Genomic DNA, 21,699 nt, shown 5'->3' with positions numbered 1-21,699 from the left:
CGGACCCCAAGCCGCAGTTTCCCGGAGTGGTGCGAGAACTCGCCAAACGTTGGGGTTGGGGGCGTGTCGTTCTTGCATCAGGATACCGCGAAATTCGGTCGTTTTGAGTCCCGGTACTTCCAACGCAACCCGAGTCCAGGGGAGTGGCGCGGATTTTTGGGTCACACCTTTCGTGGTCCGAAATCCAACAACGAGCGTGGCACCGTAGAATGGCACTCGCCATTGCGGTTTGCCCTCTTCGTTCATCACAACGCTTCCGCCCTGGCGTTTTGCGAGATCTTGAAGAGACTGCAAACCGGCGACTCCCCGGTTCCGCCGCCGATACCAAACGATTCCACCAAGCACAAACACGATCGCCAGACCGGCGATGACTTGGGGCATGATTTCGGAACCGTGTTGCGAAAGCCAATGCGTCATGACCGTCACCTCCGCTGGTCGGAATTGTACTCCGACCGGGCATGTCCGCTGGGCTGGGGATGGCTTCGTATCCATTTCCCCACGGGACTAGTTTTGAATGTTGAAATGACAATGGATTCAGCACGTGAATGCTGAGGATCGTCGACCCAAGAACCTTGAGAACCAGATTGCCCAAGGGGTGAGGATTCAAATCGTGGCCCGCATCCTCTAATAGGAACAACGTTTTTTGTCCGCGGAGGACAACAGAACTCACGGAATCTCAGAAAAAAAATCGAGATTCCGCGAAACATGGTCAAATGTTCCTGTGGCGGTCATGTGGAAGTCGATGCAGCGGTTCCTGCGGAAAAATGCTGGACGGCAGTTTCGCGGATGCCTTTCAAATCGAGTTTGCCGGAACCGAGTACCGGGATCGATTCCACCTCAAGAAAGCTATCTCGGGAGGGCAACCAAAGGTTCGGCAGATTGCCTGCGGAAAGTTCCTGCAAAATGTCTTCGGGAGAGCGATCCAACGGACGATGCAGCACCACAAGCCGTTCGCCCCGTTTTTCGTCGGGAACGGCGGTGACAACCAACGGGACTTCACCTTCGGATTCGGTTTGATTTCCGACGATTCGCAACAACTCTTCTTCGATGCGACCGTGCGGGACCATCTCGCCGCCGATCTTCGAGAACCGATTGAGTCGCCCGGCTAACGTGACGAATCCGCTCTCGTCGATGGTGGCGATGTCGCCGGTGTTGTACCAACCGTCGTTGAGAACTTCGGCGGTTTTTTCCGGTTCGTCGAGGTAGCCTTGCATGACGTTGGCTCCTCGCACGAGCAGCAAACCTTCTTCGCCGAAGTCGCGATCTTCCCCGGTGTCTGGATCGACCACTTTAACGCTCACGCCTGGAATCGGACGACCGATACTGCCGATCTTGCGAGCGTCGTCTTCTTCAAAACCGGTTCGTGTGTTGGGAATGTTGGCAGTTGCCAACGGAGCAAGCTCGGTGGTGCCGTACCCTTCGGTCGGAAGGACTCCGAACTTCTGCTGGAATTCTTCTGCCAATTCCGGCGACAGCCGTTCCGCTCCCACGACGGCCAAATCGAGGTGCTTCATTTGTTCCGGCTTGCAACGCTTGATGTAGGCCCGCAGGAATGTCGGTGTGCCCATTAAAATGGTGGCGGAATGCTCCTCGCATAACTTTCCGACGGTGCGTCCATCAATTGGGTTGTGATGATAGACGGCCCGAATCGGCGTCGTCCCGGTTAGCCACATGCCTAACGTGTACCCGAACGCATGGAAGAACGGCATCACGCCGACTTGCGTATCACGAGCTTTCAGATTGAACAGGTCGTCGATGGAATCAATATTCGCCTGCACATTGTAATGACTGAGCATCACGCCTTTCGGCTGCCCCGTCGAGCCGGAAGTGAACAGAATCGTGAGCAAATCGTCCGGCTGGATTTTGTTCAAACCATGTAGACGCTCCACAACAAACGGGGGCAGGGCGTAGGCTTGGATGCCCGCTTTGATGCGAGTGCCTTTCGAGATGGAAGCAATCAGGTCTTCCAGGAAAACCGATTCGGCGTTCAGTTCGATATTCAGTTTGTCCATCACCTTTTTGCTGGTGATGACATGCGTGAGGCCACTTTTTTCGATGCAGTAATTCAGGTCGGATTCGGACAGCGTGTAGTTCAAGTTGACGCAGACATCTCGGCTCATCGAGATTGCCGTGTTCGCCAGGAATCCGCCGACCGACGGTGGCAGCATGACGCCGATTGTTTGGGCATCGCCGTGCTTGCTGGTGATCCCGGCTTCGCGAAGTTGCTTCTTCAAGGCCAACGCACCCGCCAGCAGTTTTCCACCAGTGAGCGACTGCCCCGTGGAATCCGAAATCTTTGTCTGGAACTTTGCTTGTTTACAGCGACGCACAAACCGCCGGACCGGACCGCGTTTGCGTTCCGGTCGTTGTTTCGCGGATTCCGCACTCATGTCGAGCACCGATTGACGAACCTCCGCCAGATTCTTGGGCTCTTGTACCGGTTTGCCAAAGTTCATGGAAATGCGGTGCGGCCACTGTCGGGGCCATTTGTAGATGATCTTTCCGCCGTGATAACTGAAAATGCTTCCCCACAACTTGTCGATGTAGAGAGGAATCACCGGGCAGTCCGTCCCATCGACCACTCGCAGCAATCCACGTTGGAATTTGTCGAGTTGCCCAGTCCGTGTCAGCTTGCCTTCCGCGAAAATGCAAACCAACTCACCGTTCGCGACGGCTCGATTGGCTTCCTTCAACGCCTTGACCAAGCCTTTGGGACCCATGGTGGGGTTGATAGAGATGACTTTGAACAAGTCAGACATCCACGTGATGAGTCGACTTCCTTTGTAGAAATCGCCGTCTGCCATCAAGCGGATTTGGCGGGGCGACGACAACGTCACCAGCCAACCATCGACGTAGCTCACGTGGTTGGCCACGATCAACGCACCACCGCGTTTGGGGATGTTCTCAAGTCCGCGGATTCGTACACGATAGTTTGTCGCCATCAGTAACCACACGAGAAACCGCACGGTCGCCATTGGAAGCAGATACAATGCGTACAATAGCACCGGTACGGAAACGATGCCGCACAGTAGGAAGATCGTCGAGGATGACAGACCCAGCAAATCCCGTTCAATGAAGAAGATGCCCGAACTGAGAATCACCATTGTGAAGGCGACGAAATTCGTGCCTGCGATGACAGTTCCCCGCACCTGGGTTTCCGATTCTTCCTGCAAGAACGCTTCCAACGGGACCAGGAACAGGCCCGCTCCAAAGCCCAGAAGGAATAGAAAAGCGGAACAAAGCCAGAAACTGGGGTAACTCATGACGAAGGGAGTGGTCAGTTTGGCGGTGGTGTCGAAGGTGATTGGCAAATCGGCATTCCAGCCGACGATGCACAACCCGACCGTTCCTATAATGATCACGACCGCTCCGAGCGGCACAATGCCCAATTCCACACGACCGTGTGAAAGCCAACCCGCCAACACGCTTCCGATGGCAACGCCTCCCACGAGGACCACCATCAGGATGCCCACGCCGCTTTTGCTCAGACCGAAAACGTGTTCTCCGTACAGATTCACATTGCACTGAGCCAGCGACGCCATCATCCAAAAGAACGAAATGCCCAACGCGACCCGTAAAATCGCCGGGCGGGCGAACAGAACTTTCAAGTCGTTCGCGGTTTCCCGGAACGGGTTCTTCGCCATCTTGCGGTTGGGGTCGGCCGGCGTGAGGCGACGGATCATCAAGCTGGAACCGACTCCAACCACCGCCATTCCAAGCAGTGTCAGAATGACCGGCCACAATGCCAACACGGTGATTTCCGCATGGATGTTCAGTCGGTGTCCGACGAAATGGCTAATGGCCGTCTCGTTGAATTGGTAAAGCGACAGCCCAACGAGTGTTCCCAATGCGGCGGCGACCACGCTGATCATTCCCATAAGTCCGTTAGCTGCGGAGATTTTCTCCGTGCGAACCAACTCCGGAATGCTGCCGAACTTGGAGGGGCCAAACAACGCGCTTTGGCAGCCCATGAGGAACACCGTCACGAACATGAACGCCAAACTACCGTTCACGCCGACAACGCCGCCCAGCAGAATCGAGCCAACCAACATCGACGCCAACACCAATTCGGCGACTTTGCACCAAACGATGACCGCTCGTTTGTCGAAGCGATCCGCCAGAAATCCCGCCATGTTGGCGAGGAGCAGGTACGGAGCCGTAAACAGGACCGTTCCCAAGGCCAACGCGGTCCCTTCCCGCGCAATGCCCATCACACCAATAGCAATCGAGACGGCTAGCCAGCGGAAGGCGTTGTCGTTCGCGGCACCAAGGAATTGCGTTACTAATAACGCGATGAAACTTTTCGAGGACAGTCCGTCTTGGACTTCGGGCTGTGAGGGGCTGGACATCAGCGACCGCCTGGCTTGTCTTCAAGTTCGCAAAGATCGTCGTTTCGATGGCTGTTCCGCGTTGACGATCAGACCCAGATATGAAAAACACAACCCTAGTCGCGGTTGAGTTGTCGCATACCACGCATTCTCCAAGGCGATTTTTTGAGGAGAATATCACACCAAATTCAGTAAGAACATACCGAACAGTGAAAACAGGGGGAATTCGCGGGCTGAGAGTCTACCACTCCGGGACTTCATTCAGGCGAATTGCACGGCGGATGCAACCGGCCGCTCCGATGTACCCAGCGGAACCGCCCAGCGTGGCGTAGTCGATGATGGTTCTCTCGGCAGGCACGGGAAAGGCTCGTTCGCGGACTTCCTGTTTCACCCGTTCGAGGAAACGGCGACCAAGTTCCGTGCTATGACGACCGAACGTCATTGCTCCCCCGATCAAAATGGTCGCCGGATTGATCGCATGCATGAGCGTCACCGTGCCGACACCCAGACAGCGAGCCATTTCCATGATGAGTTCATTCGCGAGTTGATCCCCTTGTTCAGCCGCTTGACCAATCAGCAGCGGCGTGAGGATTTGTCCGGCTTCGATCCACTCCGTCAGGACCGTTTCCCGGCCTTCCGCGAGTTTCGACTGACAGATTTCCAATAGAGCCGTCGCGCTGACATACGCCTCCAGAGTGCCATACTGACCACTTCGGCAGAGTCGGCCGTTGTCCATCTCGATGATGATGTGCCCGCATTCCGAACCGCAGGAGTGGACGCCTTCGAGAATCAGATCGTTGATAATCAAGCCGCTTCCGCAACCCGTTCCAAGCGTCCAAAACGCGAGACTTTCCGCGTGTCGACCGGCTCCGACCCAATATTCCCCATATGCAGCGGCGGAGGCGTCGTTCTGCAAGATCGCCGGTTTGTCAAAGTGTTGGGCGATCCGCTCTCGGATGGGAACATCGTACCAACCTGGCAAGTTGTGTGGTCGAAGCAGCACGCCGGCGGGGATATCCATCGTGCCCGGTGCCGCCACACCGATGCCCGCGATGTCGTCCCATGACAAACTGCAAGCCGTCACCGCTTGTTCCGACACCTGAAAAATGTTCTTGAGGCCGAATTCCGACCCCTGGGCCGCCTGCGTCGGTCGACTGGCGTGTGCCAACGACTCACCGGCATTGCTCACCACTCCCGCACGGACATTCGTTCCACCGAGATCAATCCCGAGAAAATACGGGCCTTCATGTTCGTCAAGGGGCATGGTTGCGTTTGGTCGTGAGAAACTCGGTTGGCACTTTGGGTTACAGCGGTCGGAGTTTACTCAGTCCATGCCGGTTTTGTCGATTCGACAGGAGCCGCCAGCGGAAGTTTCAGTGTGAATGTCGTGCCTCGACCGACAGTGCTCTCGACGCGAATTCGTCCACGATGACGCTCAATAATCTGCCGACACACCGACAAACCCAGTCCGGTCCCGCCTTGTCCTTGGGAGTCCGCTTCTTTGGTCGAGAAGAACGGATCAAAGATTTTCGGCAGTTTCTCCGAAGGAATTCCGCTTCCGGTATCCTGCACGGAAATCTCGCCGAATCCGTTTTCCGGATCGCGTCGCACTCCGATTCGCAGGCTTCCCCCCTCATCCATGGCTTGCCGGGCGTTAATGACCAAATTCAGCAGGACCTGTTGAATCTGGCTGGGATTGACCATCACCATCACCGATTCCGGGAAATCGGTATCGAGGGAAATCCGGTGGCTTTGCAAATCCTTTTCGACCAGCACGAGCACATCTTGAGCCAGCACAACCAAGTCCATCGGTTCTTGCCGATCCGCTCGGTTGCGGGCGTAGGACAGCATCCCCGTGGTGATTTTCGAAGCACGTTGTCCGGCGGAGAGGATCTTATCGAAGGCTTTGTCGCGGGTTTTGTCGTCTTTATGACGCATCCCCATCTTCGAATAGTTGATGACCGTCGTCAGGATATTGTTGAATTCGTGCGTGATCGAGGCGGCGATCGCTCCGACGGAACTCAACCGCTGTGCTTGCATGAGCTCGGCTTGCAGAGCCGCGACTTGCTGTTTGAGCTGTTCAATCTCTGCGGCCTCGCCGGCTGAAAGCGAATCAATCGACGTGTCAGAGGCTTCGTCGGTCGGCGTCAATGAGTTGGTTGCCATGGGCGAACTGGCCTTTCCGTGGCTGGACCGCTTCGGTGATGGGGGGGCAACCGATACATCAGGCTGACCCCTCCCGGTTTGATATCGGTGTGGCCCGCGATTCTCCTTCAATCTAGCATTGCCGACATAAGACGCAAGACGATCTCCCCCGACTTTTCCAAAGCGTTACGCAATCAATCGAAAGCGGGGAAACAGGGTAAGATGGGGTGTTTTCTTGTGTTTGGAACCGGTGACGTTTGGGGCCTTCTCGGGCAATTTGCATCGCTTGGTGTCGGTCGTTGCGACGTTGTCGGCGGCTTGTGGAACCCTGTGACAGACAACTCCCTCGAAATTCGTCCGCCGTGTGCCTACACTGTCGGGGTGACTGACATACCGCCTCTCGAATTGTTTGCTGAACACTATGGCCAAAGATTTTCTCAAAGGTGCTCGGGACCACTACGATGTGGTTGTTATCGGTAGTGGTCTCGCTGGTTTGACCTCCGCGAACCTCCTGGCTCGCCAGGGACACTCCGTGTTGTTGTTGGAACACCATTATCAACTCGGCGGAATGGCGACGTGGTTCAAACGCTCTGGCGGCCACATCTTTGACATCTCCCTGCACGGTTTTCCGCACGGCATGATCAAGAGTTGCCGAAAGTATTGGACTCGCGAGATCGCTGACTCCATCGTGCAACTCAAAGGCGTCCGGTTCGAGAACCCGCAATTCTCCCTGCGAACCACGTTCGACCGCGATGATTTCACGCGAATCATCACCGAGAAATTTCAAGTGCCGATGGAGACGGTGCAGAAGTTCTTCGACACCGCTCGCAGCATGAACTTCTTCGATGATCAATCGAAAACCACACGGGAGCTGTTCGAAGAATTCTTCCCCGGTCGTGATGATGTCGTGCGGTTGTTGATGGAGCCGATCACCTACGCCAACGGTTCAACACTCGAAGACCCCGCCATCACTTACGGCATTGTATTCTCGAACTTCATGCACAAGGGCGTGTTCACCTTCGAGGGCGGCACCGACAAACTTGTGACGCAGATGAAAGAGGAGCTGATCAAGAACGGCGTTGATTTGCGAATTCGCTGCCTCGTCGAGAAAATCGAAATCACGCCCGATCGCCAGGTGAAAGCCGTCGTTGTGAACGGTCGTCGCATCACTTGTGGGGCGGTGCTTTCGAACGCGAACATCAAATCCACGATCTTGAAACTCGTCGGGCCGGATCATCTCGATCCCGATTTCGTCGAAGAAACCAAAGCCGTCCGGCTGAACAATAGCAGTTGCCAAGTCTACATCGCCCTGAAACCCGGTGAAGGTTTCGATGACGTCGGCGATTTGCTGTTCCACTCGGAACACAAAGGCTTTGACATCGAAGCGATGCTCAGCCGCGACGTCAGCAGCCGCACATTCTCGTTCTACTATCCGCAAACCCGACCGGGCAGCGATCGTTGGTTGGTCGTCTCGTCTACCAACGCGAATTACAAAGATTGGGCGGACCTCTCCGAAGAGGATTACCAAGCCGCCAAAAACGACCTCGCGGAAACCACGCTGAATTGCCTCGAACAATACGTGCCCGACGTTCGCGAGAAGTTGGACCACATCGAAGTTTCCACGCCACGCACCTTCAAACACTACACGCTTCACCAACAAGGAGCGTCCTTCGGCACCAAGTTCGAAGGGCTCGCCGTCAGTAAGTCCCTGCCGGAACAAGTCAGTGGACTGTATCACGCCGGCAGTGTGGGCATCATCATGTCCGGTTGGTTGGGGGCGGTGAATTACGGCGTGATTGTCGCGAACGATGTCGACAAGTACCTCACACCCGCCGCTGCAAGTTTGTAGGTGCCGACTGATGGACGACATGCAACCGCCGAAACGCATCCCGATCAACCGCGAAGAGGAGTACCACACGCACTACATTGGCCAAAAGGGTGCAGGTGGCTTCTTCATGGGGTTTGTCACACCGAATGTCGGGCCACTCAATTTTGAGTTGCTTGGAGACGACGGTTGGGAGTCGAAGAAAACGTGGTTTTCGGTCGTCCATCATTTTGACGCCGACGGCAAACACACGCACTCCGACATCGAATCGCACGGCACCACTGCGGACGGTGAAGACGCTGTCATCGAAAAGGCACGAGCCGGTCTTGAGGCCAAACTGAACGCGATTGGCGAACTGACATTCTGCGATATCGCGGTCGAGCGGTTCCAAGTCGAGCATGACGGGTGCATCTTCGGGTTGCTCACCACTGAAGAATGCGACATGTTTGACGAAGAGGAAGACGACGAGGAAATGCGTTACCACGTTCATCTTCTTCCGAACGATTTGCTGTTCTATCCGCCGTGGACCGGAGAATACGACACCTGAGTGTGGCCGATCGGTCTACAATGTGGGTAACGCGAGCGTCCCCTCTCAAATTCTTATCCAACGACAACAAAACTATGTCGCTCAACCGCGAACAAATCGAAGCACTCATCCCGCACCGTCCGCCGTTTTTGTGGATTGATGAAGTCGTCGAGATGACCGACAAATCCATCCACGCGCGGAAGTTTCTCGATCCGTCCATTGATGTCTTCCAAGGGCATTACCCCGACTTTCCGGTGATGCCGGGGGTGTTGCAGTGTGAGGCGTGTATGCAGGCGTCGGCAATTCTGATTGCCACCATTCAACCCGTCGAGGGTGATGCAGTTCCGGTCGCCACGCGGATGAACAACGTGCAATTCCGCAAGATGGTCCACCCCGGCGACACAATCGACATCGAAGTGAAGATCACCGAACGACTGTCGAATGCATTTTTCCTCGCTGGCAAAGTCACGGTAGACGGGAAAGTCTCGACTCGCTTGGAATTCGCCTGCACCGCCGCCGCTCCGAAGTAGAGAACACGATGATGCGGACCATGTGAGGCGTGAGGAGTCAGGCGTAAGGCGAGGAAAACCAGACATGACTTACGCCTCACTCATTGAACTTCAATTCCTGACTTCCAAGACAGTAAGACATTGATGAACGTCAAACCTAAGCCCGTACCAATTCCGTCCCCCACACCCGACCCGGCACCGCAACCACTGCCAGACCCACCATTACCGAAACCAAACCCCGATCCGCCACGTCCGCGACCATCGGTGGTGAGTAGAGGGTAGAGCGTCGAGATTAGAGAGTGATGGGAATGCACGACTCTCTGCTCCCCACTCTCGCCCCTCTACATTCGTTGATCTTTGGTGCTTGTTTTCTACACTTGAAGACACGCCACTACCGACACACGCCCAACCGGTGCCAACCATGTCCGACGAAACCTCGGAACCGAATTCCCAAGACGAACTCGAAGAACTTCCACCGGTGGAACCGCCGTCGGCGAAGTTTATTGTGCAACTGTTCGTGATTCCGGCGATCATCGTGATCGGGATTGTCGGCGTTTATACGTTGTTCGGTCGGTTGGCCGCGGGGGAACAAGATTGGCGGGAGTTGGTCACCGAACTTCGCAGCGCGAACGAACATCGCCGCTGGCGAGCCGCCTTGGGGTTGGCTCAGATGTTGCGAAATGATCTTGCCACCGATTCCGACAGCGAACTCAGCAACAATCCGGAAATCGGCAAAGCCTTGGTGGACCTCTTCGAAGAACAACTCGCCGCTGGCAAAACCGATCCGGTGATCAAGCAGCAAGTCTATTTGGCGACGACGCTCGCGTATCTCAATCAACCCCGGCGAGTCATTCCTCCGTTGCAGCAAGCCGCGTTGACCGAGGATTACGATCGAGAAACCCGCAAAGCGGCTGCGCAATCGTTGGCCGTTCTCAGTGGGCGATCGAGTGAAGTCCCGGAATTGCGGACTGAGTTGCTCGCGGTGCCGGATGTCGTCGAAGGCATGATTGACCTCACGCACGACGAAGACGCCCTCTTTCGTCAAACCGGCGCGTTTATCCTCGGGCTAATCCCCGAGAAGTCCACGCGTGACCGATTGGAAGTGCTGCTCAACGACGGTGATTCGGAAGTTCGTGCCAATGCCGCAATCGCGTTGGCGCGACAGCAAGTCACCGCCGGTTGGCCGGTCTTTCGAGACGTGCTCACTCAGACCGCCAACAAGACCGAACCGGAATCCGTCGAGCGACAGCAGGTCAATCTGGTTGTGCTCAAAAATACTCTCAAAGCGGTGGGCGACCTGGCAGGTAAGTGGTCGGACGCGGAGACAGAGCAACTCATCGAATGGATCCAACCCATCGCCGACAGCCATCCCGAATCCCGCATTCGAACAGATGCCGATCTCGCATTGCAAGCGCTCCGTGATTGACGCGGAGATTTGTCGAACGGGCATGAAATTGGACTGAAGCGGACTGTCGGATTACTCTGTTCCACTCACGAGATCTTCACCGCCACGAACACTGGCAACACGCCGACGGACCCGTTAGGATGAGCGGCGAACACGCCCAGGGGAGCGTTCCGCTGGCGGTCCGTACAGACATTTTTTAGGTATCCAATTCGATTTGCCATGACGACCACACCTGACGGCAATGCGTCTCAACCCGAATCCGTAATCGGCCCACCCGCAAAAGCTGAGCACAATTTCCGCCGGGCGGCCATTTTGTTCTCCGGCGGACCGGCACCGGCTGCGAATGCCGTGATCTCCACCGCCGCCGTTTCGTTCATGAACAACGGAATCGAAGTCGTCGGCGTCCGGTACGGCTACTCGCGGCTGATGCAATACTCCGCCGACCGACCGATGGTGGAAGATCAGGATTACTTCCTGCTCGACGAACGTCATCTGCGGCGATCACGCAACTCGCAAGGCATCATGATCGGCACCGCACGGGCGAATCCGGGGGCTCACGTGAGTTCGCCAGAACACCTGCAAGACGCCGAGCGAATCGCGCCGCTCAAGACCGTCGATGAAGCCCTACGGTCGTTGGATGTCGATTTGCTCGTCTCGATCGGTGGCGACGACACCCTCAAAACGGCCAACAAATTTAAGCTGTATCAAGATCAACTGCCGGAAGGCACCAGCAAGATCTCCGTCGTCCATGTGCCGAAGACGATCGACAACGACTACATGGGGATCGACTTCACCTTCGGTTACTTCACCGCTGTCGAAACCCTCGCCGGTGAGATTCGCAACTTGCTCGCCGATGCCGAGGCCGACGGCAGCTATTTCATCGTCGAAACCATGGGCCGCAGTGCCGGTTGGTTGGCTTACGGTGCGGCGATTGCCGGTGAAGCGAGCTTGGTCATCAGCGTCGAAGACATTCGTGGCAAATACCGGGATGAAGAAGAGGTCGAAGTCGATGGTGTCAAAACCACTCGTCCTGTGATGAACATCGACGCCGTCGTCAAACGGATCGTGAGCACGATTCGCGCTCGTGAGGAATCCGAGAACAAGAACTTCGGTGCCGTCGTGCTCGCTGAAGGGTTGGCGGAATATTTGTCGGCTCAGGCTCTCGAAGGTGTTCCCCGCGATCCGCACGGGCACATTTCGGTCGCCCACGTTGATCTCGGCAAGATGATCGCGAAGCTGGTCGGCGAAGAGTACCAACGACAAACCGGCAGCAAGAAGCGTTTACGGGGGATCCAACTCGGTTACGAATCCCGTTGTGCCCGTCCGCAAGCGTTCGACGTGATGCTCGGCAGCCAACTCGGTGTGGGAGCGTATCGGGCTTTGGTCGAGGAACGACTCAACGGCGTGATGGTCTCCGTCACTGGCCAACTCGATTTGCACTACGTGCCGTTCGAAAAACTCGTCAATCCAGACAACCTCGTCACGATGGTCCGCTACATCCAACCCGGCAGCGACTTCCACAAACTCGCCCGGTTTTTGGAAACGCACGTCAACGACCGATAGGTTGATGTGAGGTGTCAGGTGTAGAAGCACGCCACTACAACCGACCAATAATCGAAGATCGAAGCCCCGGCGTCACAGCGTCGGGGCTTTTTTTGTCGTGTCGGCGATTGTGTCCAGATTAATTGATCATTGGAAGTGCTTAAACCTCCAAATCTCTTCCGTATATGGCTCGGTTCCAAACCACAGTTCTTTCCCCAATGCGAAGCATTCGGACTCTTGCAGGTCGTTCATCGACATAGGTTTCTCGTATGAGTTTCCGAATTCGATGCCGACCAATTCGCCAATCTTGACGACATGAATTCCATCGGAGATTACTCCGTGCTTACGTTTCCAGTGTTCTTCGAATTTCATTTCAATGATGTTGTCGACCACGAAAACGCCGACAGTCCATCCATTCGTCTCGTCAGCGACTGCTTCTCTGGTCGCAATCCGGACCTCAAGCCGTTGATTCCCCTGCCTTGAGAATCTGAGAGATAACGAGTGCAAAAGTGAGTCAGTGAAGTCGAAGAAACGGCCCAGCAACCCGGCAACATCGGTTGATTCGTCGATTCTTTCCATTTTGCCCCTCCTGGCTGCGCTGAACTTAAGGCCAGTTCTAGCATTGAATTCCGACTTTTCGCCATCTGTCTATTAGCTAATGCATAGAATGGAAGTGTAACGACAACCCACCCGACAATCTCTTTTGATGATAAAGGAGGGCGGTTATGGCTCGGAAAAAATCGACGCAGCCGGATTCGATTGGGCAATATCTGATTCGGCGATTGCAGGATTATGGCCTGAAAGACCTGTTCGGTATCCCCGGCGATTTTGTGCTGAACTTTTATGGGAAGTTGGAGGAAAGCCCGATTCGCGTGATTGGCATGACGCGGGAAGATTGCGTCGGTTATGCGGCGGATGGGTATGCTCGCGTGAACGGGTTGGGAGCCGTCTGCGTGACGTATTGCGTGGGTGGATTGAGTTTGTGCAACTCCGTGGCCGGGGCGTATGCGGAGAAGTCGCCGGTGGTGGTGATCAGCGGGGCTCCGGGAATCGAGGAACGCCGGACTGATCCGCTACTGCATCACCGAGTCCGCGACTTCAACACGCAACGCGAAGTCTTCGAGAAGATCACGGTCGCCACCGCGTCACTCGATGATCCGCTCACCGCGTTTCGGGAAATCGACCGCTGTTTGGAGGCGGCGGTGCGGTATCGGCGACCGGTGTATTTGGAACTTCCCCGAGACCGTGTCGACACCAAACCCATGTTCCCACACGAACCGAGCACCCATGTTGCTCAGAGCAATCCCGACGCGCTTCACGAAGCCATCGAAGAAGCCGGGCAATTGATCGACAAATGCAAAAAACCGGTCATCCTGGCGGGCGTGGAGATTCACCGCTTCGGTCTGCGGGAGGAAGTTCTCAAGCTCGCTGAGACTCACGAAATCCCGATGGCCGCCACGCTGCTGGGAAAATCGGTTGTCAGCGAGAAACATCCGCTCTACCTCGGTGTGTACGAGGGGGCGATGGGGCGGGAATCCGTCTGCAAGTACGTGGAAGACAGTGATTGCGTGATCCTGCTGGGCACGTTTATGACGGATATCAATCTGGGCATCTTCACGGCTCGTCTCGATCCGAGTCGATGTATCTATGCCACGAGTGAGCAACTCCGTATTCGACATCATCACTTTCACGAGGTGATGCTTTCCGATTTCGTTGAAGGGCTGGCAAAAGCACCGCTCAAACCACCAAAACGGGAAATGCCCAAAGAGAAAATCGAAATCGCCCCGTTTGAACCGAACGCCGCCGAACCGCTCACGATCAAACGGTTGTATCAACGGATCAACGGACTGTTGGACGAATCCATGTGCGTCATCGCCGACGTGGGAGATTCGTTGTTCGCAGCCAGCGATTTGACGATTTACCGTCACACCGAGTTCATCAGTCCGGCGTATTACACATCGATGGGGTTCGCGGTGCCGGCGTCCGTTGGTGTGCAAGTCGCCAAGCCGGAGCTGCGTCCGTTGGTGCTTGTCGGTGACGGAGCGTTTCAGATGACGGGAATGGAGCTGTCCACGTCATTGAAGCTGGGCTTTAACCCAATCGTGATGGTGCTCAACAACAAGGGGTACACGACCGAACGGTTCCTTCAGGAAGGCCCGTTTAATGATATCCCGAATTGGAACTACCATCGTCTGCCAGACGTGATCGGCGGCGGATGGGGGTTTGAAGTCCACACCGAAGGCGAATTGGAGAAGGCGATTCAAGCCGCACTCGCCAATACCGACAGCTTCAGTCTGCTGAACATCCACCTGGAGCCACACGACACAAGTCCCGCGCTGCAACGATTAGCGGCGCGGATGTCGGAGCATTTGTAGAGGGGCGATCGTCGTAGGTCGAGGGTGGGGAATTCTGGCTCCCACTCTCGACACTCAACCCTCCACTCTCGGCATCGGCAACTACGGTGCGATGTCGACGTCGAGTCCGTCCTCGATAGCTTGCTGTTGCAGGCGATATTCTTCGTGCGCCTGCACTTCGTTGGTCAGCTGGAATTCCGGTCCGGCCGGGAAGTATTGCACATCGTCTCGCAGGTAGTATGCGGATGGCAATGTTTGACCGCCGACGGTGGTTTGCGTCATCGGAGGAATCATTGGGCAGCCGCTAGTGCATGCCACGACAGCCAAAACGCTGGGTAGCTGCCAAAACCGCATTTGGAGCAATCGGCTCATTGATGTTCCCTCACAATTGGCCTTGCAGCCGTTCTCGGCTGAGTCACACGATTCACCAGTCCCCGTTTGCCCATGAGGCCGGTCGTTACCCCTATCATCGACCACCCATCTCGGAATCTTCGGGAGAATCCGTGTATTCGGGCAAATTGTCATAAACCGATCTCTGTGGACGGAGTGATACGTCGGTTGTAGGTGGAGAGTAGAGCTAGCCTCCACCACGCTTTGATATCTGTCCTCAACTCTCGATACCACCCCGATATCCCGGTGCCACGCGACGTGTTTCCATGTAGGTGTCTAACTCGTCACCCCATTGGGTCCAGCCAGGCACGGCTTCACGGGCGAAGAGTTCCAAGTACGGTCCGCGGCTGCATTCTTCGATTAACTCGTGAAACGCTCGCGGTTTGCGGGAGTGTTCCTGCTTGCGATGGGGGATCAAGTTGACTTGCCGACGTCCTGGCGCCTCGGTTCGCAAACGTCCTCGAACACCGAACAGTAGGATTTCCGTCACGTTGCGAAAGTAGAAGCCCACACCACGTCCATCCGGACCGCCGTCTTTGCGAGTCTTGTACCAGATGAGGTTGGTTTTGTACTCAAACCCCCATGCAGAAAGGACTTGCAATCCTTCCGGCAACAACGCATTCGGCACCCATAGGTAAAGATGAGCCGGCTCCGTGGCATGGTTGGCGATGGGGAGATCGCAGATCTCCTCTAAGGAAAGGGTCTGATAACGGTTTAGTCGGCCGTGTTCCGGAGCGACTTTGCCGGTCCGGTTGCGAAATCGCCAGGGGGGATCAGCCAAGATCGTTGAAAATTGCCCCTCAATCCCCGGCAAACCGACTGACATAGACTCACTCTCCGAAAATCGTCATGATTCAAAGGTCTATTTGAACGGATTTTGAAGCAAAGTGCCATCTGGCCATCACCTTATGACTACGGAAGCGACCGATCCCCGAGAAGTTCCCAACCCGACGAAAGTTTGGGCGTGGCGGATCGTGAAGTGGTCGCTGTGTGGCTTGGTCCTGGTTTTCGTGGGACGACGAGCGGTCCGCATGTTCCAAGAAAGCGGAACGCAGGATCTTGAATTCTCTTGGCCTTGGGCGATTGCCGCTGGCGTGTCTTACGGTTTGGGGTGGATTCCGTCAGTCTGGTTTTGGCGACGGATGTTGCAATCCTGCGGCGAGAACGTGCCGGTGTGGGATGCCACTCGGGCTTACTTCTGCGGACATCTCGGCAAATATGTTCCCGGAAAAGCGACGGTACTCGTCATTCGATCGGGATTACTGCGACCACTTGGTGTGCCGATTCGGTTGTCCGCACTGACGGCAACGTTCGAGACTTTGATCATGATGGGCGTGGGGGCGGCATTGGCGACGGCGCTCGCTCCGGTGTTGCTTTCGTCGGAATGGGTCGCGAAATCGCCGATTTGGTTCCAATGGTTTGTAACGCGACCGTGGCTGATGGCGGGGCTTGTTGTTCTCGGATGTGTTGGGCTTCTGCCTGTGCTCGCGAAGCTTCTGACCGCAGTCGTCTTCAAACTGACACCACTAGAAATGCGTGGCGAAGGCCGTTCGTTTGAACTTTCCGCGGGGCTGCTTGCGGAAGCGTTCGGTGTGCTGATTCTCGGGTGGGGTTTCTTGGCGATCAGTCTAGGACTTACACTCCAAGCCGTCGGCGGCAATGTCGCAATCACAGATTTGCCAATTCTTATCGGGGCGGTTTCTGCGGCGACGGTCCTCGGTTTCGTCGCGATTTTCGCGCCCGGTGGTCTGGGCGTGCGTGAGGGAATCTTGATTGTCACGCTCCAAACACTCCGGCCGGATGTCGCCGAATCGCAGGCGGTCGCTGCCTCGGTGCTCTTGCGACTCGTCTGGTTTATCGTTGAAGTCATTATTGCCGGCACGTTGTATTCGCTCGGCTCCACCAACAATCACGAACAGCTGACAACGGATCACTAATCATGCTTTCCATTATCATTCCGGTGCTGAACGAAGACGAAAGTTTACGCGAACTTTACAGCGAAATTACCACCGCTTGTGATGAGAACCAAGTCGCGTTTGAAGTCGTCTTTATCGACGATGGTTCCACCGACCAGTCTTGGGCTGTGGTCGATGAACTGGCACAACAAGACGATCGCATTAGCGGCATTCGCTTTCGACGCAACTTTGGCAAGGCCGCTGCGTTGACCGCTGGTATGCGAGCCGCTCGCGGGCAAGTCATCATGATGATGGACGCCGACTTACAAGACGACCCCGCCGAGATTCCCAAGTTCCTCGCGAAATTGGACGAAGGCTACGACGTGGTCAATGGTTGGAAACAACGGCGTCTCGACCCATGGCACAAGGTGTACCCGAGCAAAGTCTTCAACTGGATGGTCAGCAAGTTGACGAAGCTCAGTTTGCACGATCACAACTGCGGACTCAAACTCTTCCGCACCGAAGTTGCTCGCGAAATTCGCATTTACGGGGAGTTGCACCGGTTTATTGCGGTGCTGGCACACGCACGAGGATTCCGTGTGACCGAAGTGCCGGTGCATCACCGTTCTCGTCAATTCGGACATTCGAAATACGGGGTCAAACGGTTTATGCGCGGGTTCCTCGACTTGCTCACCGTGAAATTTCTAACCGGTTTTGGTCAGCGTCCGCAACATATGCTCGGTGCGTTCGGATTGCTGTTCTTCGGTTTGGGCCTGGTTGGTCTGGGCATCTTGGCTGTGTGCTGGTTGCTGACGAACGTCGCCGGTTTCAGTTTCGACCCCATCGGCACGCGACCATTGCTCGCTTATTCTGTCGCATCGGCATTGCTGGGGGCCCAGGCGATTTCGCTGGGGCTACTCGCGGAACTGATCGTATCCAATACCGGTCGTGACGCCGACACCTACAGTGTTGCCGAACGCACCTCGTCAACGGGGGCCGGGGATCACGCGATGAAGTCCGACGTGATGCCGTAGAGCATCACGCCAGGTGCAGTGAAACACCCGAAACCGACGTTTCACTTTCGCCCTCTGTCTTGGCCGGGTACATTGGAACGATTCGATCCGGGAATCTTCCCACGCAAGGATTCCCCCTTCATTTCGATGAATCCAGCCTGAGGAGAGTTTGATGAACCGTCGTGAAATGCTGACCAACACGGGAAAAGTGGCCGCTGCCGGGGCCGTGCTAGCTGCCTCCGCTCCGCATGCGTTTGCGGGCGAGGATGACACAATTCAAATCGCTTTGGTCGGTTGCGGCGGACGCGGCACGGGAGCGGCGGCGAACGCGTTGTCCGTGCAAAACGGTTCGATCAAGCTCGTCGCCATGGCCGACGTATTCGGGGACCGACTGAAACCCAGCCACAAAACCCTGACGACTTCATTCCCCGACCGCTGCGATGTGCCGGAAGGTCGGCAGTTCCTCGGATTCGATGGGTACAAAAATGCGATGGATTGTCTGCGTCCTGGTGACGTCGTCATCCTCACAACGCCGCCTGCATTCCGCTGGGTGATGTACAAATACGCGATCGAGAAGGGCCTCAACGTCTTCATGGAAAAACCCGTCACCGTCGACGGTCCATCCACACGGAAGATTTTGGCTCTCAACGAGAAGGCAAAAGAGAAAGATCTCAAAGTCGGCGTGGGACTCATGTGCCGTCACTGTGAGATTCGCGGCGAACTGTTCAATCGGATTCAAGACGGCGAAATCGGGGATGTCTTGTTCCTGCGGGCCTACCGCATGCTTGGCCCGGTTGCGTCAGCGTTCTCCAAAGCCAAACCCGATGGCATGAACGAACTGGAATATCAGATTCGCCGGTTCCACTCGTTCCTTTGGGCCAGCGGTGGGGCCTACAGTGACTTCTTGATTCACAATATCGACGAATGCTGTTGGATGAAAAACGCCTGGCCGGTGGAAGCAAAAGCTTCCGGTGGTCGGCATTATCGAGACGACTACGTCGACCAGAACTTCGATACCTATTCCGTCGAGTACACCTTCGAAGATGGCACGAAGTTGTTCCTCAACGGACGAAACATGGTCGGTTGCCACAACGAATTCGCGAGCTATGCCCATGGCTCGAAGGGGTCCGCTGTGATTTCCGCGTCGTCGCACTCACCAGCTCGTAGCCGAATCTACGAAGGACAAAAGTTCGATCGCAGCAAGATCACTTGGCAAGGTCCGCGTCGCGAGCCAAATCCTTATCAGTTGGAATGGAACAATCTGATCGCCGCGATCCGTGAAAACAAACACTACAACGAAGTCGAACGCGGTGCGAAAGCGAGCCTGGTTACCTCCATGGGACGGATGGCGGCTCACACGGGACGCGTGATCACATTCGACGAAATGCTAAACTGCGAACACGAATTCGCACCGACCGTCGATCAACTCACGATGAGTTCGCCCGCCCCTGTCCAAGCAGGCCCGGATGGCACCTATCCTGTTCCAATGCCCGGCTTGGAAACCAAACGCGAGTACGCGTAACTCAGTTTGAAAATCAATTGCCAATCAAACGCTTCGCCCAAGGCATTCGCCTTGGGCGTTTTTGCGTTGACTGTAGATGTCGATGACTGCAAGACTCACTAGGTTCGGACGTCAGCCGGATCTCGTCCGAGCGTATCAATGAGGTAGAGTTCCTGGATTAGCAACATCGTCGCCAAAGCAAGCGGTTCCGCGAGAAGGACTCCAAGCACACCGGCCAACGTTCCAAAGATAAGTTGGCACGACAAAGTCACAACTGGCGGCAATGAGACCTGATGTTCCGCAACAAACGGTGTTAGAAAATAGCTTTCGACGAATTGCAACCCAGTATAGTAGATGGCGACATAGACCGAGACATCGACACCTTGTTTGAGACCAATCAGCATTGGTGGGATCGCTGCGAGTACCGGCCCGAAATTTGGGATGAATGTTAGCAGCCCCGCGATCACACCGAGTGTGATCGGCACCGGAATGTTCATAAAGTATAGTCCCACGGTCGAACCAATTGTGATTACGACCATGCTAAACATTCGGCCGAGCATCCATTTCCAAAGGGAATTATAGAGACGATCGCAAATCTCATCGTACCGACTATGAAAATTGTCAGGGAAGAGTTGCCGCACACCGTCTCGATAAAGTTTGCTTTGATAGGCAAAGTAGAAGCCGAGAAACAAGAACAGAATGAACCCACCGATAGCGGTGATCGTGAGTGAAACAGTGGTTTGAATGGTTGTGAAGAGGCGATTGGCGATATTGGATGATTCACCGTTCGACCGAATGAATTCGGCCAATTTCGGGGTGTTTTCCATACGGTCAAGGAGATAGTCACTTGCTGACTGAAGTTCCTCGGATAGCTGGCTCAGTTGGTCAACAATCTGGTTGCCCATCAGATAGCCGCCGCCTATCATGATGGTCAAAAATGTGATCACAACGAGTGCAAACGCATACTGGTAATTCAACGAGGTCGCATTTGCTAGGCGATGGCTTAGTTGTGTTAGGAAAACTGCTAGAATCGTGCCGGCGAACAATATCAGAATGGCTTGAAACAAAGACGTAAAAAGCCAAAGTCCCACCACCATCGCGGCGATGATCCCGGCTGCGATCCAGACACGTTTCGCGAATGGTTTCACTGGTTAGCCCTAGTATTTGTGTTCGAGGATTGCGAGTTGATGATTGCTAGTCGAAGGTGATCACAGTTTTGACGTCATCGACGGGGCGTTCTAGTATTGCTTGCCAATTGTCGATGGGGATGCGTCTTGTGATTAGTCGTTCCAGCCATTCGTTATTAGCCTCTTTCAATGCATCTGCAGCAAGTTCATAGTGCTCGCGGTTTGCATTGACGGTGCCGAAGACGACATCGTTTTCCAGCACAATTCGTCGATTGAGTTCTGCCCAGTCGACATCAATCGCACGCTGGCCTGAGGAAATACCTGTCAAGCAAACGATTCCACTATGAGCATTGCATTGCGTCGCCTCATAAACGAGACGGCCAACGCCCGTGCATTCCACGACGATGTCAGCTCCGCAGCATGCCTCTTGGATTCCATCATGATGATAGGTGGCTCCCAGCTCTTCGACGAGCTCGGGTTTCAAACCATCTTCGGCTAAATCGAGTACGTGCACATCAAACCCGCGTTGAACGCCTAGCAGGGCGGCAAGCAAGCCAATCGGTCCGGCGCCGGTGACTAGGACTCGGCTCGGCGACCAGTGAGCGCGGTTGCCAATACGTTCAATGTGTTGCCAAGCTTTGGCAACCACGCTTGCAGGTTCGACTAGCACACCGACATTCTCAAGATTCGGGGCAAGTTTAACAGCGTGCGAAGTCGTGACACGAAAACGCTCCGCACAGAACCCATGCAAACCTTTGATTCCATGCTCAGTGTATTTCTCATTCGTGCACATATCCCATTCGCCCACCGCACAACTGGGACACGGAACCGGGTCGGGACGTCGCACGATGCCCGCCACCAAATCGCCCGGTTGCAGCTCGCCATCTGCGGGAGCTTCCAATACCCGACCCAGAGATTCATGACCAAGAATGAGGTAGTCGTCTTCCGCGGGAGCGGCTCCGTATTCTCCGGCGATGATTTCTCGATCGGTTCCGCAGACACCCACCGCTAACGTCTCCACCAGAATTTCTCCAAGATGCGGATCCGGTTCCGGGACCTCACGCAAACTCGCGGAATTTGGCTGGCCGGGATGGACAACGAGTGCTTTCATCACAAAACCTTTGAGGAATCGTCTCGCA

Annotated in this window: 18 protein-coding genes; 9 read left to right on the top strand and 9 right to left on the bottom strand. The window is 55.3% G+C overall.

What is annotated here, in order from left to right:
• Nucleotides 1–728 precede the first annotated feature (728 nt).
• The 3 genes from G6R38_RS24680 to G6R38_RS24670 all read right to left on the bottom strand — a co-directional run bounded on the left by G6R38_RS24680 (nucleotide 729) and on the right by G6R38_RS24670 (nucleotide 6,494).
• Nucleotides 729–4,349: an acyl-[ACP]--phospholipid O-acyltransferase gene (locus G6R38_RS24680; protein ID WP_166831472.1), complete on the bottom strand. Its 3,621-nt coding sequence runs from the start codon at nucleotides 4,347–4,349 to the stop codon at nucleotides 729–731.
• A gap of 220 nt (nucleotides 4,350–4,569) precedes the next feature.
• Entirely contained in the window at nucleotides 4,570–5,592 is a 1,023-nt protein-coding gene (locus G6R38_RS24675) for an ROK family protein (RefSeq protein ID WP_166831471.1), read from the bottom strand.
• 56 nt (nucleotides 5,593–5,648) lie between these two features.
• A complete protein-coding gene (locus tag G6R38_RS24670; protein WP_166831470.1) occupies nucleotides 5,649–6,494 on the bottom strand; it encodes a sensor histidine kinase in 846 nt (281 codons plus the stop codon).
• A gap of 400 nt (nucleotides 6,495–6,894) precedes the next feature.
• Between G6R38_RS24670 and G6R38_RS24665 the strand changes: the two genes are divergently transcribed.
• From G6R38_RS24665 to G6R38_RS24655, 3 genes are all read left to right on the top strand, one after another.
• On the top strand, nucleotides 6,895–8,322 hold the full coding sequence (locus tag G6R38_RS24665; protein WP_166831469.1) for a phytoene desaturase family protein: 1,428 nt from the start codon (nucleotides 6,895–6,897) through the stop codon (nucleotides 8,320–8,322).
• Between the two features lie 10 nt (nucleotides 8,323–8,332).
• Nucleotides 8,333–8,845, top strand: a complete 513-nt coding sequence (locus G6R38_RS24660) for a hypothetical protein (RefSeq protein ID WP_166831468.1) — start codon at nucleotides 8,333–8,335, stop codon at nucleotides 8,843–8,845.
• 74 nt (nucleotides 8,846–8,919) lie between these two features.
• The gene (locus tag G6R38_RS24655; RefSeq protein WP_166831467.1) at nucleotides 8,920–9,354 is read left to right on the top strand and encodes a 3-hydroxyacyl-ACP dehydratase FabZ family protein; all 435 of its coding nucleotides are present in this window, start codon (nucleotides 8,920–8,922) and stop codon (nucleotides 9,352–9,354) included.
• An 80-nt stretch (nucleotides 9,355–9,434) separates the two neighbouring features.
• Here G6R38_RS24655 and G6R38_RS27900 read toward each other — a convergent pair whose 3' ends face one another.
• The gene (locus G6R38_RS27900) at nucleotides 9,435–9,647 is read right to left on the bottom strand and encodes a hypothetical protein (RefSeq protein ID WP_206028714.1); all 213 of its coding nucleotides are present in this window, start codon (nucleotides 9,645–9,647) and stop codon (nucleotides 9,435–9,437) included.
• Nucleotides 9,648–9,754: 107 nt separating this feature from the next.
• Here G6R38_RS27900 and G6R38_RS24645 point away from each other — a divergent pair, with 107 nt between their 5' ends.
• Nucleotides 9,755–10,759 (top strand): HEAT repeat domain-containing protein, encoded by a 1,005-nt coding sequence (locus G6R38_RS24645; RefSeq protein WP_166831466.1) that lies wholly within the window; start codon nucleotides 9,755–9,757, stop codon nucleotides 10,757–10,759.
• A gap of 65 nt (nucleotides 10,760–10,824) precedes the next feature.
• Here G6R38_RS24645 and G6R38_RS28290 read toward each other — a convergent pair whose 3' ends face one another.
• Complete coding sequence (locus G6R38_RS28290; RefSeq protein WP_261345419.1) at nucleotides 10,825–10,959, bottom strand: hypothetical protein; 135 nt, start codon at nucleotides 10,957–10,959, stop codon at nucleotides 10,825–10,827.
• Here G6R38_RS28290 and G6R38_RS24640 point away from each other — a divergent pair.
• Both G6R38_RS24640 and G6R38_RS24635 read left to right on the top strand, forming a co-directional pair.
• A complete protein-coding gene (locus G6R38_RS24640; protein ID WP_166831465.1) occupies nucleotides 10,958–12,301 on the top strand; it encodes a 6-phosphofructokinase in 1,344 nt (447 codons plus the stop codon). The two genes, G6R38_RS28290 and G6R38_RS24640, sit on opposite strands and share 2 nt — an antisense overlap.
• Nucleotides 12,302–13,005: 704 nt before the next feature.
• Nucleotides 13,006–14,655, top strand: a complete 1,650-nt coding sequence (locus tag G6R38_RS24635; RefSeq protein WP_166831464.1) for an alpha-keto acid decarboxylase family protein — start codon at nucleotides 13,006–13,008, stop codon at nucleotides 14,653–14,655.
• A gap of 81 nt (nucleotides 14,656–14,736) precedes the next feature.
• Here the strand turns inward: G6R38_RS24635 and G6R38_RS24630 are convergent, their stop codons facing one another.
• Nucleotides 14,737–15,006, bottom strand: coding sequence for a hypothetical protein (locus tag G6R38_RS24630; protein ID WP_166831425.1), 270 nt, complete (start codon nucleotides 15,004–15,006; stop codon nucleotides 14,737–14,739).
• Nucleotides 15,007–15,241: 235 nt separating this feature from the next.
• Complete coding sequence (locus G6R38_RS24625) at nucleotides 15,242–15,850, bottom strand: MT-A70 family methyltransferase (protein WP_166831463.1); 609 nt, start codon at nucleotides 15,848–15,850, stop codon at nucleotides 15,242–15,244.
• 82 nt (nucleotides 15,851–15,932) lie between these two features.
• Between G6R38_RS24625 and G6R38_RS24620 the strand changes: the two genes are divergently transcribed.
• The 3 genes from G6R38_RS24620 (at nucleotide 15,933) to G6R38_RS24610 (ending at nucleotide 19,454) form a co-directional block, all read left to right on the top strand.
• Nucleotides 15,933–16,961, top strand: a complete 1,029-nt coding sequence (locus tag G6R38_RS24620; protein WP_166831462.1) for a lysylphosphatidylglycerol synthase transmembrane domain-containing protein — start codon at nucleotides 15,933–15,935, stop codon at nucleotides 16,959–16,961.
• Between the two features lie 2 nt (nucleotides 16,962–16,963).
• Nucleotides 16,964–17,953: a glycosyltransferase family 2 protein gene (locus G6R38_RS24615; protein WP_166831461.1), complete on the top strand. Its 990-nt coding sequence runs from the start codon at nucleotides 16,964–16,966 to the stop codon at nucleotides 17,951–17,953.
• Nucleotides 17,954–18,104: 151 nt separating this feature from the next.
• The gene (locus G6R38_RS24610; RefSeq protein ID WP_166831460.1) at nucleotides 18,105–19,454 is read left to right on the top strand and encodes a Gfo/Idh/MocA family protein; all 1,350 of its coding nucleotides are present in this window, start codon (nucleotides 18,105–18,107) and stop codon (nucleotides 19,452–19,454) included.
• Nucleotides 19,455–19,552: 98 nt separating this feature from the next.
• On the opposite strand, the gene G6R38_RS24605 is transcribed toward G6R38_RS24610, so the two are convergent.
• Together G6R38_RS24605 and G6R38_RS24600 are read right to left on the bottom strand one after the other, a co-directional pair.
• Nucleotides 19,553–20,581, bottom strand: a complete 1,029-nt coding sequence (locus G6R38_RS24605; protein WP_166831459.1) for an AI-2E family transporter — start codon at nucleotides 20,579–20,581, stop codon at nucleotides 19,553–19,555.
• 46 nt (nucleotides 20,582–20,627) lie between these two features.
• Nucleotides 20,628–21,671: a glucose 1-dehydrogenase gene (locus G6R38_RS24600; protein ID WP_166831458.1), complete on the bottom strand. Its 1,044-nt coding sequence runs from the start codon at nucleotides 21,669–21,671 to the stop codon at nucleotides 20,628–20,630.
• Between the last annotated feature and the right edge of the window lie 28 nt (nucleotides 21,672–21,699).

Origin of the sequence: Thalassoroseus pseudoceratinae, from assembly GCF_011634775.1 — a bacterium.
Lineage (GTDB): Bacteria > Planctomycetota > Planctomycetia > Planctomycetales > Planctomycetaceae > Thalassoroseus > Thalassoroseus pseudoceratinae.
This window is presented reverse-complemented; position numbering and strand designations above follow the sequence as displayed.

Bases quoted from the DNA above. Each gene is read 5' to 3' on its own strand.
- G6R38_RS28290 (WP_261345419.1), bottom strand. From the start codon at position 10,959: ATGGCAAATCGAATTGGATACCTAAAAAATGTCTGTACGGACCGCCAG.
- G6R38_RS24630 (WP_166831425.1), bottom strand. From the start codon at position 15,006: ATGAGCCGATTGCTCCAAATGCGGTTTTGGCAGCTACCCAGCGTTTTG.
- G6R38_RS24645 (WP_166831466.1), top strand. From the start codon at position 9,755: ATGTCCGACGAAACCTCGGAACCGAATTCCCAAGACGAACTCGAAGAA.
- G6R38_RS24665 (WP_166831469.1), top strand. From the start codon at position 6,895: ATGGCCAAAGATTTTCTCAAAGGTGCTCGGGACCACTACGATGTGGTT.
- G6R38_RS24655 (WP_166831467.1), top strand. From the start codon at position 8,920: ATGTCGCTCAACCGCGAACAAATCGAAGCACTCATCCCGCACCGTCCG.
- G6R38_RS24660 (WP_166831468.1), top strand. From the start codon at position 8,333: ATGGACGACATGCAACCGCCGAAACGCATCCCGATCAACCGCGAAGAG.
- G6R38_RS24675 (WP_166831471.1), bottom strand. From the start codon at position 5,592: ATGCCCCTTGACGAACATGAAGGCCCGTATTTTCTCGGGATTGATCTC.
- G6R38_RS24670 (WP_166831470.1), bottom strand. From the start codon at position 6,494: ATGGCAACCAACTCATTGACGCCGACCGACGAAGCCTCTGACACGTCG.
- G6R38_RS24635 (WP_166831464.1), top strand. From the start codon at position 13,006: ATGGCTCGGAAAAAATCGACGCAGCCGGATTCGATTGGGCAATATCTG.
- G6R38_RS24600 (WP_166831458.1), bottom strand. From the start codon at position 21,671: ATGAAAGCACTCGTTGTCCATCCCGGCCAGCCAAATTCCGCGAGTTTG.
- G6R38_RS24620 (WP_166831462.1), top strand. From the start codon at position 15,933: ATGACTACGGAAGCGACCGATCCCCGAGAAGTTCCCAACCCGACGAAA.
- G6R38_RS24680 (WP_166831472.1), bottom strand. From the start codon at position 4,349: ATGTCCAGCCCCTCACAGCCCGAAGTCCAAGACGGACTGTCCTCGAAA.
- G6R38_RS24615 (WP_166831461.1), top strand. From the start codon at position 16,964: ATGCTTTCCATTATCATTCCGGTGCTGAACGAAGACGAAAGTTTACGC.
- G6R38_RS24640 (WP_166831465.1), top strand. From the start codon at position 10,958: ATGACGACCACACCTGACGGCAATGCGTCTCAACCCGAATCCGTAATC.
- G6R38_RS24625 (WP_166831463.1), bottom strand. From the start codon at position 15,850: ATGTCAGTCGGTTTGCCGGGGATTGAGGGGCAATTTTCAACGATCTTG.
- G6R38_RS24610 (WP_166831460.1), top strand. From the start codon at position 18,105: ATGAACCGTCGTGAAATGCTGACCAACACGGGAAAAGTGGCCGCTGCC.